Genomic DNA, 14,640 nt, shown 5'->3' with positions numbered 1-14,640 from the left:
GCTTGAGCATGTCCGTCGTCGCGTCGCGACGCACTGCATCAGGTATGCTGAATGAATCCCGTTTCATGATGGTCCGTGTTGAAAAAGTAAGCGAATGTCGGATGTCAGGCGCGACCGGCTGTACGGTCGCACGGTGCCGGCGGAGAGGGATCGAGCGATTCCTCATCCGGATCGTGTGGCGCAGGACGGCGGGTGTCGGGGGCAAGGCGCGACGATCGGCGGCGGCATCCGGCCGGCGCACGCAACGGTGGCGACACATTGCGCATGGCGATCGTCGGCGGCCGCTCGGGCACATCGCCGGCTTCGTTCGCCATGCTGGCTGTCGTGATGGTTTCATCGGTTTTCATCGGGCTTTCCACACGCATCTGTCGTCTCCAGTGCGAATTTTTAAACCCGTCAAAAACTTTTTGGATCGCGGATTTCCGTTCCGGACATTGAACGGAATCGATGTGAGAAAGGGCGGGAAAACGGGGTGCGGCTAGCGCCCGCGCGGCCATGCGGGAAACCCGGCCGGCACGATGGCCGGCGGGCGAAGCGGAGGGTGGGGAAAACGAGCGGTCGCGGCAGCGGTGCCGCGCCGCACGACCTCGCGGCCACGGCGCGGCAGCCGCATCAGAACGGCTTGGTCGGCAGGTAATTGCCGTCGAGCGTGATCACCGCGCGCGAACCGCCGTCCGGATCGTCGACCTTCTTCACGTCGCGCCGGAAATTGATCGCGCTGATGATGCCGTCGCCGAACTTCTCGTGGACGAGCGGCGGCAGCCTGCCCGACTACGAAGGCCGCGACTGGTGCTACAAGAGTCCGGATCCGAACTCGAAGGTGCCGCCGTTCACCTTCGGTGAACGCCGCACGGTCGACGACATTTCGGACAAGACGGTGCGCGCCCTGGCTACCGCATGGGTACATCTACCGAGCCAGATCCCTCATGGCGGGTCAAGCAGCGATCTCTCCGGCGATTGAGCCACCTGCTTCATCGCTCCAGTCTGTCTGCATGCTATTCGCCCGCCCGAACGCGGCAAGCTGACGCAGCTGTCAGCTTGCCCGCATCAAGACCACGTTCGACACCGCGTCAGTTGTATCCGAGAATCGCCACCGCCGCGACATCCGGCCGATCGAACGTGCCGCCGACGAGCGACGTCGTCGGCTCCAGCATCGCGGCCTGATACGACGTCACGTGTGCTTCTTTCGGCGCACCCGTTTCGTCCCAAACCGGCTCGTCGAACGCGTCGAGGCTGCTGAAAAATCCGGGTTGCGTTTTTGCAGGATTCATCTCCACTCCTTTGATATGTCGTTAATGTTTTAGCTTGCCTGCTTCAACGCCGCCGCATGCACGGGTGCGCCGTCATGCGCGGCCTCCGAGCGCGCCAGCTGCGCGCGCGTGCGCCGCGTGATGTGAATCACCGCGAACACGACCGGCGCGATCAGCAGGCCCTCCGCCAGTTCGGGATCGACCGGCAGGTTCATCACGTGCAGCGCCTTGAACGCCGCGGCCGCAAGCGACAGCACGTAGTACGAAATGGCTGCCACCGACAGCCCTTCGACCGCGTGCTGCAGATGAAGCTGGTTGCGAGCGGTGCGCTCCATGCCCGCCAGCAATCGCGTCACATCCTTTTCCTGTGCGAGATTCACGCGCGTGCGCAGCAGGTCGACGGCACGCGCGATCCGCGCGGCGATCTGCTCGTGACGCGCCCACACGCTGCGGCAGGTTTCCATCGCCGGCGCGAAGCGCCGCTCCATGAACTCGGCGATCGTCGGCATGCCTTCGATGCGCTCCTCGCGCAGTTCCTGGATGCGCGCCAGCACGAGCTTCTCGTACGCGCGCGACGCGCTGAAACGCCCGCCGGAGCCCGACAGCGCCTCGACGCGCACCGCGAGATGCGTGAGCTTCACGAGCAGCGCCGCGTCGTCGCCGGCCGCGCCGCTCGCATCCATCCGCTGCATCAGCGCATGCAGCGCCGCATGGATCTCGTCGAGCTCGCGGCTCATCTGCCGCGCAACCGGCAACGCGAGCAGCGCCATCATCCGGTACGTCTCGATCTCATAGAGGCGCTGCAGCAAACGGCCGCCCTGCTCCTCGCGGAAATCCTCGTCGACGACGAGAAAGCGCATGAAGCCGTCGGCACGCACATGCCAGTCGCAGAACACCTTGCCGCCGCCGAGCACGTTGCTGCCGACGAGCGCGGGCCCGTCGATCCAGCGGCGCAGGTCGCCGCACACGAGCCGAGCGGCGTCGCCCGACAGCAACTCCATGCGCACCGCGACGAAACGGATCCCGGCGAGCCGCGCGAACCACGCGGCCGGGATGCCCTCGATCGCGAGATCGTCGAAATAGCCGGTGTCGCGGCGCGGCGCGACGAACGTGAAGGTCGAGAATTCGGTGTGGCGTTCCCACTTCAGATGCCAGCCGGACGACGACTGCACCGCGTAGTGCGTCGCGCCTTCGTGCGGCGCTTCGATGCCGGTGTCGCGGCACAGCGCGTGCAATAGCGTTTCGTGAAGATCGGGTTGGCCGTCCGCGTAGATCGCATAGTGCGTGAGCGACACGGCTTCGGCGAGCCGCAGGAACGGCCGGGCATGCAATTCCGCGGCCAGTGCGGCGCGCAACGGATGATCGATCATCGGTACACCACTTTCCCTGTTCAACGCTGCATGTCGGCCACGCCGGCGCAATTGCCGTGCTGCATCGGACGATGCAGCCGGTGTGATTCCACTATGGCAGACACCTTGCGACAATAAAAACGCATAATGTTGATCGTTACATTCAGTTTTCCTGATACCGATGAAGATGCTCGATCACGACGTGCTGGCCACCGTCGTCGCCGTCGCCGAAACCGGCAACATGACCCGTGCGGCCGAGGCCGTGAACCGCTCGCAGTCGGCCGTGAGCATGCAGATCAAGAGCCTCGAGGACGCAATCGGTCGGCCGCTGTTCGTGCGCAAGCCGCGCAGCATCGTGCTCACGCGCGAAGGCGAGGTCTTGCTGGGATTCGCCAGACGAATGCTGGCGCTGCGCGACGAGGCATGGGCGGCCGTGGTGCGCCCGGAAGTGACCGGCAAGGTGGTGATCGGCGTGCCGGACGACTATGCGTCGTCGCTGCTGCCGTCGGTGCTGAAGAAATTCTCGGCGACCTATCCGAAGGTCGAGATCCAGGTGATCGGGCTGCCGAGTAGCGCGCTCGCGCCGCTGCTGAAGGACGGCACCGTCGACCTCGTGTGCGGCACGCGCATCAAGGGGCTGTCGGGCGACTTCATCCGCCATGAGCCGATGGCATGGGCCGCGATGACGAACGGGCCGCGCGTATGGGAGGAACGGCCGCTGCCGATCGCGGTGTTCATGCCGGGCAGCGTCGCGCGCGAGAACGCGATCCGCAGCCTCGAACGCGCGAAGCTGCCGTTCCGGACCTCTTACGAAAGCCCGAGCCTGCTCGGACTGCTGAGCATGGTCGAAGCCGGCCTCGCGGTCGCGCCGCTCGCGCGCTGCGCGATTCCCGCGCAATTGTCGATGCTCGGCCGCTCGCACGGGCTGCCCGATCTGCCGCCGCTCGAGCTGATCCTCGCGCGCAGCACGAAATCGAAGCGCCCGCCATGCGACTTTCTCGCGGAACAACTGATGGAAGATCTGCAAAGGCAAACCGGGCAGACCAGCGACGCCTGAGCGCGATCAGGCGCCGCTGCAGGCGGCGTCACGAATCGCCCGCTCGCGGATGGCCCGCGGCCAGCAGCGCCGCGTTGACGATGCCCGCAACCGTGTCGACGAGCGCCTCGAGCGTGTCGCCATGCACGTGCCGCCCGGCGGGCGGAATGCATTCGTTGCGCCGGCCGCCCCACTGCGACCCGGCCGTCACCGACAGCGTCGCGCCGAACCGGTTGCCATGCCGCCGGCCGAAAATGCCGACACGCTGTTCGCCCAGATAGGCCTGCTCGGGCAGAAACAACCGGATGTCGACGGCGACCTGGTCGGGATCGCCGGCCCGCGCGTTCGCGTCGACAGCCGGCTCGAACACCTTGGCGATGCGGAACGTCACGTGTGAATCCCATGCGGCCAACGGGCCGCCGGCCGCGTCGACCCGCTCGAGGTCGACCGACCACTGATGCCGATCCGGCATCCGGATCGCCTGGCGCAGCAGCACGTCTGCCGCGCGAACCGTCACCATCAACTGCCGGGCGAGCTGCCTGCCCGACGGCAGCGTCGCGACCCGCACGCGCCGGCCTGCCGGCCGCGCGATGCGCACTTCTTCCGCGAGATACATGAATCCTCCCTGTCGAGGGCCAGCGCCGCGTACGACGCGGCGCACGAACGTCCACCGCGACCGGTTCACCGACAACACGGCAACCGGAGAAAAGGTGGCGGACCGAACAAGCAATCAGCGCGCCCCGGGTTGGCGGTGCTGCGATCCGACATGCAACCGGCGGGCGACGGGGCCGATCATCGCGTCGGCCTGCAGCGCGATCAGCATGCGCAGCGTGAAGTCCAGATCCTCCGCCGCGATGTCGAATTGCACGTGGATCACGTTGCGCACGGTGCGCGCGCTGACGACATGGACGCCGAGCGGGGAATGCAGGAGCGCCGCGAGCCGGGCGTGGGCGAGCGCGGCGGAACCGGCCGTCAGCGTGACGGGCAGTTGCAGGCGCGGGCGCGCCAAAGGAAACGGAATGACGCTGCGGCGCTCATCGGTGCGCAACTGGCGGCCGGCGACATCGAAAGCGGGGACGGGATGGATGAAGGTCATGGAACGGACGGAGGCCGTCGCGGCTGTTCAACACATCCCGAGCTTAGAAGAAGAGATATAAACGCCGTGCAAAAAAACGGCATTGCGGCGCAAAAAGCGGCATGCGGCAGCACCCGCGCCGTCCACCGGCCTTCCCGATTCCGGGACTCCCGGCTCGACGGAATGCCGGCCTGCCGCCCCGGCATCCACACGCCGGGCGCTCGACTACGCGAACGCCTCGAGCGACGCCCGCCGCCGTTCGTCGACCATCGCCTCGATCAGCGAGACCAGATCGTCGGTCAACGGATCGCAGATGCCGGGCGAGCGATGCAACTCGAGATCGGCCGGCGGCAACGGCGGCAAACCGTCTGCGTCGTCCAGCACGCGCCAGTTCCCGGGGAGCGTGCAGCGGTCGATCATCGTGACGGCCGCGCCGTGGTTCACCGCGATCTTGATGCCGGTCGGGCTCTGGCTCGTATAGACGACGTGATACGGCCGCTCGGCGGTCGCGAGCGCCTGCAGCCCGCGTTGCCGGTAGCAGCAGGTTTCAGGAAACAGCGCGAGCGGCACCGAGGCGAGCGGGTCGAGCACAAAGTCACGATGCGCGGCCCACACGACGTCGTGGCGGCCGAGCAACCGCCCGCCCGCATTCGGCCCATGCCGCACCACCAGCGCGACATCGAGCTCGCCTGCCTGCAGCCGCTCGACCAGTTCGAGCGACATCCGGCAATGCACGTGCAGGCGCGCACCCTGCCGCAGCGCGTAAAACGACTTCAGCAGGTCGGGCAGCCACAACTCCGCGTAATCCTCGGGCAACCCGAAACGCACGACGCCGCGGTCGCTGCTCGTCTGCTTCAGCGCGATGATCGCGTCGTTCTGCACCTGGATGATCCGCCGCGCGTGAATCAGGAAGTTCTCGCCGTCCCGCGACAGTTCGAGCCGCCGGCTGTTGCGCATGAACAAGTGCGTGTCGAGCCGCTCCTCGAGCGTCCGGATCCGCAGGCTGATGGTCGACTGCGTGCGATGCAGCTGCCGGGCCGCCGCGGTAAAGCCGCCGCTCTCGACGACGGCAACGAATGCGCGGATCAGCTCCGGGTCGAGCGAACTCAGCTTCGACCAATCGGGCTTCTGAATGGCTGCCATCGGAATTACTCGCTTTCGAAAAAGGACGGGGCGACGAAAGATAGGACTGGCGATGCCGATTGTTGTCCAGACCCGCACGGCCCTCCAACCCCTGCCCGGGTATGACAAACCCGGAGCCGGCAGGCAGCCGTCCGCCCGCACCGCCCGTTCCGCGACACCGTCCCGAAGCACCGGCCGCCCGGCCGGCGGGCGTTCGCGCGCGGCGTTCAGGGCTTTCCCGGAGACGACGAAAACTCATACCTCGATCAGAAAACATCGATTCACCGGCCGCGCCGCGGCCCCCGACAATCGCCTCACACCAACCTCATCGACGAGACACAGCAATGACCGCACTGCAACCCAGACAGCTTTTCATCGGCGAAGGCTTCGAGGGCCCCGGCGTCAACCTCGCGCACATCAACGTGCTGATCGGCCCGCGCAACGGTCCCGCCGGGCAGGCGTTCGCGACCGCACTCGCGACGCCGTCGGCCGGCCATGCGCCGTTCGTCGTGATCGCGCAGCCGGGCATACCGACCAAGCCGCTCACGCTGTACGTGAACAAGGCGCAGATCGACGGCGACTTCCACGGCAATGCGACGTGGGGCGCCTCGCAGGCCGGCATCGCGAAGGCGGTCGCCGAAGCGCTCGAAAACGGCACGCTGCCGCCCGAAGCGGAGAACGACTGGGTCGTCGTGTCGGCGAACTGGGTGAACCCGAAGACCGACGATCTCGACGCCGTGTTCGAGAACAACTACCGCGCGTGCCGCAACGCGATCGTCGCCGCGATGGAGGGGCTGCCGCATCGCGACGCGGTGTTCGCCGCCGCGCGCGACGTATCGAACCCGTTCTACACGCCGAACAAGCACTGACCGACAACGAACGGCCGGCAAGGCCGAATCAGGAGGAAGCATGGAATACGTCCGCCTCGGCCAGTCCGGCCTGAAGGTGTCCCGGCTGTGCCTCGGCACGATGAACATGGGCACGCCCGAATGGAAGCCGTGGATCTTCGACGAAGCGCAGAGCGAACCGATCGTGCGCCGCGCGCTCGATGCCGGCGTCAACTTCATCGATCTCGCGGATTTCTATTCGACAGGCGTCGGCGAGGAAGTGGTTGGCCGCATCCTGAAGCGCAACGCGCGCCGCGAGGAGCTCGTCGTCACGACGAAGGTCGGCTACGACATGGGCAGCTATCCGAACGCCGGCGGCCATTCGCGCAAGCACGTGCTGGACGGCATCGATGGGTCGCTGAAGCGTCTCGGAATGGACTACGTCGACATCTTCATGCTGCACTTCTTCGACGTGAACACCCCCGTCGAGGAAACGATGAGCGCGATGCACGACATCGTGCGCGCGGGCAAGGCCCGCTATATCGGCGTGTCGACGATGTATACGTGGCAATTCGCAAAGATCATGCAGGCGTGCGAGCGCAACGGCTGGGACAAGCCGATCAACATGCAGTTGCAGCTGAACCTCGCATATCGCGAGGAAGAGCGCGAAATGGTGCCGTACTGCATCGACCAGGGCGTCGGCGTGTCGGTATTCAGCCCGCTCGCACGCGGCCTGCTGACCTGCGAGTCGCAATCGACGCGCAACCAGACCGACTTCTTCACCGCGCAGATGTACGGTGACGAGGCATCGCTCGCGATCGCCGAATCGGTCGCGAAGGTCGCGAAGCGGCGCGGCGTGCCGCCCGCGCAAATCGCGCAGGCCTGGGTGCTGAGCCGTCCCGGCATTGCCAGCATGCTGGTCGGCGCCGATTCCGTCGCGCAATTCGACAGCGCACTCGGCGCGCTCGAAACCCGGCTCGGCGAAGACGAACTGCACGAGCTCGAACGCAACTACACGCCGTGCGACCTGATCAACGACTACACGGCCGGCCGGCGCATCGCGCGCGCGTCGCGCCCGGCGCAGGGCAGCTTCACGGATTGAAGGGACCACACACGATGACCGAATTTCTCAGAACCGGCCACTACATCGGCGGCGAATGGCACGAACCGCATGGCGCGAGCGACGCGACCTATGCGGTGCTGAACCCCGCGACCGGCGAGACCATCGCGAAAGTCGCGAAAGGCGGCGCGGACGACGCCCAGCGCGCGATCGACGCCGCGGCGTGCGCGTTGCCCGGCTGGCGCGCGCTGACCGCGAAGGCGCGCGGCGCCCGGGTAAAACGCTGGGGCGAACTGATGCTCGAACATCGCGACGCGCTCGCCGAGCTGCTGACGCGCGAACAGGGCAAGCCGCTCGCGGAAGCCCGCGGCGAAGTCGCGTACGCGGCGAGCTTTCTCGAATGGTTCGCGGAAGAGGCGAAGCGGATGTACGGCGACGTGATCCCGAGCCCGAAGCCTGACGCGCAGATCGTCGTCACGCGCGAACCGGTCGGTGTCGTCGCGGCTATCACGCCGTGGAATTTCCCGCTCGCGATGATCACGCGCAAGGCCGGCCCCGCGCTCGCGGCGGGCTGCACGATGGTGCTGAAGCCGTCCGAGGAAACACCGCTGTCGGCGTTCGCGCTCGCGGTGCTCGCCGAGCGTGCGGGCGTGCCGGCCGGCGTGTTCAACGTCGTGTCGGGCGACGCGGTCGCCATCGGCGAGGCGCTCACGCATTCGCCCGTCGTGCGCAAGCTGTCGTTTACGGGCTCGACACGCGTCGGCAAGCTGCTCGCGAAGCAGTCGGCCGACACGCTGAAAAAGCTGTCGCTCGAACTCGGCGGCAACGCGCCGTTCATCGTGTTCGACGACGCCGATCTCGACGCGGCCGTGCAGGGTGCGATCGCATCGAAGTTCCGCAACACGGGGCAGACCTGCGTGTGCGTGAACCGCTTCCTCGTGCAGGACGGCGTGTACGACGCCTTCACGCGCAAGCTCGCCGACGCGGTGCGCGCACTGCGCGTCGGCAACGCGCTCGCGGGCGACGTCGACCAGGGGCCGCTGATCAACGAAGCGGCGCTCGGCAAGGTCGAGCGGCATGTGGCCGACGCGACCGCGAAAGGCGCGAGCGTGCTCACCGGCGGCAAGCGCCACGCGCTCGGCGGCACCTTCTACGAACCGACCGTGCTGACCGGCATGACACCCGACATGCTGATCGCCGAAGAGGAAACCTTCGGCCCCGTTGCCGGCTGCTTCCGCTTCACGACCGAGGAAGAAGCCGTCGCCGCGGCCAACGACACGCCGTTCGGTCTGTCGGCGTACTTCTACACGCGCGACCTCGGCCGCGCATGGCGCGTGTCCGGAGCGCTCGAAAGCGGGATGGTCGGCGTCAACGACGGGATCATCTCGACGGAGGTCGCGCCGTTCGGCGGCGTCAAGCAATCGGGGCTCGGCCGCGAAGGCTCGAAGTACGGCCTCGACGAGTACGTGGAGCTCAAGTACACGCTGATGGCCGGTCTCGGCCGCTGACCGCGCCCGGCGGTCCCGACGCTCGACATGCGCCGCGCGCCATCCGGCCGCGCGGCGCCCGGCACGGCTTCCCGGCGTCGTTCGATGCCCGCACGTCGCATGCCGGACGCACAACAATCCAGGAGACAGCTTGAATCAAGCCAACCTTCAATCCGGCACGGCGCGCGCATTGCCGCCGTCGCGCGGCGCCGATGTGCCGCACCACCCCGTCGCACTCGACGACGTGCCGCTCAACCGCTTCCACGTGAAGATCGCGGGGCTGACGTTCGGCGCGCATTTCACCGAAGGCTATACGCTCGGCACGATCGGCTACGCGCTGGCCGCGCTCGGCAAGCAGATGCCGCTCGATGCGTTCTGGATGGGGATGATCGGCAGCTCGGCACTGGTCGGCATCTTCTTCGGCAGCCTCGTGTTCGGCTGGTTGTCCGACCGGATGGGCCGCCAGAAGATCTTCCTGACGAGCTTCGTGATCATCACCGCAGCCGCGTTCGCGCAGTTCTTCGTGTCGTCGCCGCTCGAACTGTGCCTGCTGCGCGTGCTGATCGGCTTCGGGATGGGCGGCGACTTCACGGTCGGCCACGCGATCCTCGCCGAATTCTCGCCGCGCAAGCATCGCGGCGCGCTGCTCGGTTCGTTCAGCGTGATCTGGACGATCGGCTATGTCGCCGCGAACGTGCTCGGCCTCGCCTACAGCGACGTCGCGCCCGACGCATGGCGCTGGCTGCTGGCGTCGGCCGCGCTGCCGGCGTTCGTCGTGCTCGTGTTGCGGATCGGCACGCCCGAATCGCCGCGCTGGCTGCTCGGCAAGGGCCGCGAGCGCGAAGCGCGCGCGATCGTCGCAAAGCACTTCGGGCCGCACGTGATGCTCGACGGCGCCACCGAACCGCACGCGCACGGCGGCTTTGCCCGACTGTTCCAGCGCGACCTGATTCGCCGCACGATCTTCAACTGCGCGTTCTTCGTGTGCCTGGTGATTCCGTACTTCGCGATCTACACGTTCCTGCCGACGATCCTGAAGACGATCGGCCTCGCCGAAGGCTTCGGCGCCGACCTGATGCTGAACGGCTTCCTCGTGCTCGGCGCGCTGATCGGAATCTGGCTCACGATCCGGCTGTCGCGGCGCGGCTTCCTGATCGGGTCGTTCGCGGTAACGTGCGCGTCGCTCGTCGCGCTGGCGCTGCTGCCGTCGTCGGCGGCCATCGCGATGATCGTTGCGTTTGCCGTGTTCACGCTGACGATGTCGGCATTCAGCAATCTTGTCGGCGTGTTTCCGCCCGAGTGCTTCCCGACCGAAGTACGCGCAAGCGGCGTCGGCCTCGCGATCGCGTGCAGCCGGCTCGGATCGGCGATCGGCACGTTCCTGCTGCCGGTCGGCATCGCGACGCTCGGTTTTCACGCGACGATGTTCGCGCTGGCCGGCGTGTTGCTGGTCGGGATGATCGTGTCGATCGCGTGGGCACCGGAGACGAAGCACCTGACGCTGGAGGAGGCGGCCGGGCATTGAAAGACCGATGCGCGGCGCGCTTGCCGGAAGGGCCGGGCCTGCCGGCAGGCGCGACGCGACATCGTGTGTATCGGTACGAACCGGGCGGAAGCCCGGCGGGACACCCCGCTGCGGCACGTTCGAGCTGACTGTTCGGCAGACTGGGGCCGCCGGATTCGCGGCGATATGCTGGGGCTTTCCGTTTCCTGTGCACGACCATGCCGGCCCTTCATGTCGATCTCAGCCATGTTCTCCCGTACGAAGCGATTTACTTCGACGATCGACTGACAGTCGAGCGAAACGATCTGGACATTCCCGCGCTGCTTGGTATCGAAGGCGAAGTCACCGACGAGTTGCTCGTGTCCCTGTGCGGCGCGCCGGCCGAATCGGATATCCAGAGCTATCTCGACAGTTCAGGCAGGCTGACTTTCGCCGTCACCCACCCGGCGTTGATCCGATCCGAGAATCGGATATCCGTCCTTCGAAGCACGGACGCGTCCGTACTCGAACTAGAGACCATCGATCTTTCCGACAGCGCGGTCGTCGGACTCGGCGCGGCCATGCTCTGGAGAATCGCTCGAGCGTGCGCTACCTTGGGCATCCCTCGGATCGTCGCACTGGCCGTGGGCGGTCGAAAGGCTGCGCCGAAACCCGGCGGCCCACGACTCTACGGATACTACGCGTGGCCGAGATTCGGCTTCGATGCACCGATTCCCGGCGAGCACGATGACGAAGCAGCGCTGTTCCAGTACTTCCGCGGATACCCGATCGGGCTGGCCGACGGGTCCCTTCGATCGCTGCGGGCACTTTACGCGACGAGAGTCGGTCGCGACTTCTGGCGAGTAGCCGGGTCCCACCGGTGGATGACATTCGACGTCGCACCGCATCGCGAGTCCGTGCGGGCGCTGCGCGCATACCTGATTGAAAAGGAGATTTACGAATGACTGTAAAGCGCTGTCGCATCACGGGATTCCGGATCGAACGCACTGCGGCGAAGCGAGATCGCTCGACAATCGGGCACCGCGTAGAAACCATGCAGGTCATCGGTACGTTCATCGCGAACGCGCTCCATGACAGCCTGGCGCGCGTCATGCGCGGCTTTGCCGCGGAGCACGGCCTGCGCCCCGCCAGCCAGCCCATATCACGGCCACCAAGAAAAGTCTTCGATACGGGGCGCATCGATCACTCGAAGAGTCAGTTGCCCATCATTTCGGAAGCTGAAGCAAGGGCCGTCGGGCGCCGGAAAACCCTTCTCCATTTCGGCCAGGACCCCGATCAATGACCCAATGACCCACAGCCGGCACGGTAACCATCTTTAACGGATAACAACGCGGAGACCATGCGTGCCGGATTAGGACGAGGCTCGGGTTTTCCAACGTCCCGATCAGCCGCGTCGCATCGTCGCCCCCCCTACCCCTTCCTCGCCGCCTGCTCCCGCAGCCACGCGGCGAACGCGCGCACCGGCTCGATCGCGACGTTCTCCGGCGCGATGTCGAGCCAATAACCGAACGGCCCGATCGGCAGCACCGGCGACAGCTCCACGAGGCTGCCCTCGGCGATCTCCTCCTCGATCATCGTGAGGTCGACCACGGCAAGCCCGGCGCCCTTGCGCGCCGCGCGGATCGCCTGTTCGAGGGTCGAGAACTCGATGCTGTCGCCGATCCGCTCGACCGCGATCCCTGCCTGCTCGCACCAGTCGGCCCACAACGTCAGGCGCTTGCCCTCGTGCAGCACGTGCAGCGACGGCAGCCGGCCGAGCAGCGCATCGAGCGCGTCGCCGCGGTGGCGCGGCGCGCCAACCAGCGCATGGCGCTCCATCATCAGCAGCTCCGACTGCATGCCCGGCCGCGCCACGCGCCCGAAGCGGATGTGGCAATGGCAATCGTCGGCCGGCTCGGTGCGGATCGACAGCTCGACATCCGGCAGCACCTCCGCGAGCGAGCCGAGCCGCGGCGAAAACCACTGCGTCGCGAACGTCGGCGGCAGCGACACCGTAAGGCGCCGCTTCGCGCCGGGCCGTGCGGCGGCGATCTCGCCGACGCCGCGCTCGATCGTGTCGAACGCTTGCCCGACGAACGGCAGCAGCCGCTCGCCGGCATCCGTCAGACGCACGCCCTTGTGATCGCGCTCGAACAGCCTCGCGCCGAGCGCCTCCTCGAGCAAGCGGATCTGCCGGCTCACCGCGCCTTGCGTCACGCACAGCGAAACCGCCGCGCGGTTGAAGCTCAGATGACGCGCGGCTTCTTCGAAAAATCGCAACGCGATCAACGATGGCAGGCGTCGCATGATATGTGTTTCCTCTCCGTCTTTCGTCTGGCTGCCGGCCAGGCCGCCGGCAATCTTGCGCGCAGCTTTATCGCAGAAAAGCGCGCCGCCCGGCAGGTCGTGAAAACCCCGATATCCGTTGCACGCGGCCCATCGGCCGGCCACGTCATTCGTCGTTCCCGCCGCGCCGCCGTCCACCCGCCTACAATAAGCATCCCGCACCAAACACGACACCGCCCCGTGAGACGCAAGATGCCGGCGCTGAATGCGCTGAAAGCCTTCGAGATGGCCGGCCGCACCGGCAGCTTTACACGCGCGGCCGAACTGCTCAACGTGACGCAGAGCGCGGTGAGCCGGCAGGTGCGCCAGCTCGAAGGCCAGCTCGGCGAAACGCTGCTCGAGCGCCGCCATCACCAGCTCGAACTGACGGCGGCCGGGCGCGTGCTGCTGCGCGCGCTGCAGCAGTCGTTCGACAAGATCGAGCTGACCGTGCGCAGCCTGCAGGAGAAAACCCATCTGAACCGCCTGCGCGCCAACGTCCCGCCGACCTTCGCCGCGCGCTGGCTGATGCCGCGCCTCGGCCGGCTGCGCGACGCACATCCCGAATTCGAGCTGAGCCTCACGACCCGGATCCACGACAGCCTCGGCGAATCGCGCGTGCTCGACTGCGCGATCCGCTTCGGCGACGGTGAATGGGATGGCTTCGACAACGCACTGCTGATGCAGGAGCAGCATATCGCCGTCTGCGCCCCCGCGCTCTACGCACGGCTGCGGCAAGACGGCGCGCCGATCGACCTGAACCGCTTCACGCTGCTGCACGTGCTCGCGACCGACGACCAGCGCTACCTGACCTGGCAGCACTGGCTGAAGGCCGCCGGCATCGCCGATGTCGATACGCGCGGCGGCTACGAGTTCGACCTGCTCGACCACGCGATCCGCGCGGCGATCGACGGCCTCGGGATCACGATCGCCGACCGCCACATGGTCGCGCGCGAGCTCGCGACCGGGCAATTGATGCAGGTGCTCAACGTACACGTCGACGGCCATCAATCGTACTGGTTCGTCACGCGCCCCGAACAGACGAACCTGCCGCACATCGTGCAGTTCCGCGACTGGCTGCAACAGGAAGTGTGGCTCGCGAAACGCCACCTCGAACCTTCATCGCCGCTGCCGCAGGTGCCGCTGCGCTAGGGCCTGTTCACGCGTCGCCTGGCTGACGGGCGCCGCCCTGCCGGCTCCCGCGCCCCGACACACGCAAATCAGTCGGGGAATACCCCCGCCGGTGCCGCCGCCGCCCGCCGTCCCGGTCGACGCGGTGGCCTTGTATGACGGGCGATTCCGGTTGCCCGGCCGAGTAACGTGCGTTTTTCTCATGCTCGACGCGAAAATAAGTCGTTTGTCGTGCAATAAACGCATGAACAGAATGGCTCCTGTCCTGTTGTCGCGCGTTTCGCCATCCGAAGCGATCCGCCCGCACCCCTTGGAGGAGCCTCTTCATGCGAACCGAACGCAACTACGTGAACGGCCGCTTCGTCGTCCCGGAAAGCGACGCGTTCATCGTCGTCCACGATCCCGCCACCGAAGCGCCGTTCGCGCGCGTGCCCGCCGCGACGCCGTCCCACGCACTCGCTTCGGCCGCCCCCGCCTCCGCCGCGATCAAGGCCC

At 66.9% G+C, this 14,640-nt stretch carries 15 protein-coding genes and 1 pseudogene; 8 read left to right on the top strand and 8 right to left on the bottom strand.

What is annotated here, in order from left to right; translation table 11 throughout:
• Positions 1-104 precede the first annotated feature (104 nt).
• From J7024_RS33815 to J7024_RS33800, 4 genes and pseudogenes are all read right to left on the bottom strand, one after another.
• Positions 105-347, bottom strand: a complete 243-nt coding sequence (locus J7024_RS33815; protein WP_124830533.1) for a hypothetical protein — start codon at positions 345-347, stop codon at positions 105-107.
• A gap of 265 nt (positions 348-612) precedes the next feature.
• Positions 613-762 (bottom strand): annotated as a pseudogene (locus J7024_RS33810) (cyanase); the annotation flags it as partial.
• A 308-nt stretch (positions 763-1,070) separates the two neighbouring features.
• Positions 1,071-1,271, bottom strand: coding sequence for a hypothetical protein (locus J7024_RS33805; protein WP_124830534.1), 201 nt, complete (start codon positions 1,269-1,271; stop codon positions 1,071-1,073).
• Positions 1,272-1,300: 29 nt separating this feature from the next.
• The gene (locus J7024_RS33800) at positions 1,301-2,620 is read right to left on the bottom strand and encodes a DUF3422 family protein (RefSeq protein ID WP_175751157.1); all 1,320 of its coding nucleotides are present in this window, start codon (positions 2,618-2,620) and stop codon (positions 1,301-1,303) included.
• A gap of 160 nt (positions 2,621-2,780) precedes the next feature.
• On the opposite strand from J7024_RS33800, the gene J7024_RS33795 reads away from it, so the two are divergent.
• On the top strand, positions 2,781-3,656 hold the full coding sequence (locus J7024_RS33795) for a LysR family transcriptional regulator (protein WP_014900463.1): 876 nt from the start codon (positions 2,781-2,783) through the stop codon (positions 3,654-3,656).
• 28 nt (positions 3,657-3,684) lie between these two features.
• Here J7024_RS33795 and J7024_RS33790 read toward each other — a convergent pair whose 3' ends face one another.
• The 3 genes from J7024_RS33790 to J7024_RS33780 form a co-directional block, all read right to left on the bottom strand.
• On the bottom strand, positions 3,685-4,251 hold the full coding sequence (locus J7024_RS33790; protein WP_234745868.1) for a hypothetical protein: 567 nt from the start codon (positions 4,249-4,251) through the stop codon (positions 3,685-3,687).
• A gap of 114 nt (positions 4,252-4,365) precedes the next feature.
• Positions 4,366-4,731, bottom strand: a complete 366-nt coding sequence (locus tag J7024_RS33785; protein ID WP_175751156.1) for a hypothetical protein — start codon at positions 4,729-4,731, stop codon at positions 4,366-4,368.
• Between the two features lie 204 nt (positions 4,732-4,935).
• A complete protein-coding gene (locus J7024_RS33780) occupies positions 4,936-5,853 on the bottom strand; it encodes a LysR family transcriptional regulator (RefSeq protein WP_124830538.1) in 918 nt (305 codons plus the stop codon).
• A 323-nt stretch (positions 5,854-6,176) separates the two neighbouring features.
• On the opposite strand from J7024_RS33780, the gene fae reads away from it, so the two are divergent.
• The 6 genes from fae to J7024_RS33750 all read left to right on the top strand — a co-directional run bounded on the left by fae (position 6,177) and on the right by J7024_RS33750 (position 11,992).
• Positions 6,177-6,701: a formaldehyde-activating enzyme gene (gene fae / locus J7024_RS33775; protein ID WP_098554625.1), complete on the top strand. Its 525-nt coding sequence runs from the start codon at positions 6,177-6,179 to the stop codon at positions 6,699-6,701.
• A 40-nt stretch (positions 6,702-6,741) separates the two neighbouring features.
• Positions 6,742-7,761: an aldo/keto reductase gene (locus J7024_RS33770; RefSeq protein ID WP_124830539.1), complete on the top strand. Its 1,020-nt coding sequence runs from the start codon at positions 6,742-6,744 to the stop codon at positions 7,759-7,761.
• A gap of 14 nt (positions 7,762-7,775) precedes the next feature.
• Positions 7,776-9,227, top strand: coding sequence for an NAD-dependent succinate-semialdehyde dehydrogenase (locus J7024_RS33765; RefSeq protein WP_175761405.1), 1,452 nt, complete (start codon positions 7,776-7,778; stop codon positions 9,225-9,227).
• Positions 9,228-9,396: 169 nt separating this feature from the next.
• Positions 9,397-10,731 carry an MFS transporter gene (locus tag J7024_RS33760; protein WP_226278860.1) on the top strand — a complete coding sequence of 445 codons (1,335 nt, stop codon included), beginning with the start codon at positions 9,397-9,399 and terminating at the stop codon, positions 10,729-10,731.
• Positions 10,732-10,928: 197 nt separating this feature from the next.
• On the top strand, positions 10,929-11,654 hold the full coding sequence (locus J7024_RS33755) for a hypothetical protein (protein WP_175770423.1): 726 nt from the start codon (positions 10,929-10,931) through the stop codon (positions 11,652-11,654).
• Positions 11,651-11,992: a hypothetical protein gene (locus tag J7024_RS33750; protein WP_124830542.1), complete on the top strand. Its 342-nt coding sequence runs from the start codon at positions 11,651-11,653 to the stop codon at positions 11,990-11,992. The genes J7024_RS33755 and J7024_RS33750 overlap by 4 nt, the downstream gene beginning before the upstream one ends.
• A 128-nt stretch (positions 11,993-12,120) precedes the next feature.
• Here the strand turns inward: J7024_RS33750 and J7024_RS33745 are convergent, their stop codons facing one another.
• A complete protein-coding gene (locus tag J7024_RS33745; RefSeq protein ID WP_124830543.1) occupies positions 12,121-12,996 on the bottom strand; it encodes a LysR substrate-binding domain-containing protein in 876 nt (291 codons plus the stop codon).
• Positions 12,997-13,227: 231 nt separating this feature from the next.
• Here J7024_RS33745 and J7024_RS33740 point away from each other — a divergent pair, with 231 nt between their 5' ends.
• Positions 13,228-14,166 carry a LysR substrate-binding domain-containing protein gene (locus J7024_RS33740; protein WP_096500608.1) on the top strand — a complete coding sequence of 313 codons (939 nt, stop codon included), beginning with the start codon at positions 13,228-13,230 and terminating at the stop codon, positions 14,164-14,166.
• Positions 14,167-14,640 lie beyond the last annotated feature (474 nt).

It is taken from the genome of Burkholderia sp. WTPI3 (assembly GCF_021483755.1).
GTDB lineage: Bacteria > Pseudomonadota > Gammaproteobacteria > Burkholderiales > Burkholderiaceae > Burkholderia.
Note: the sequence above shows the minus strand (reverse complement) of the source record. Positions and strands in the feature narration are given on the sequence as shown.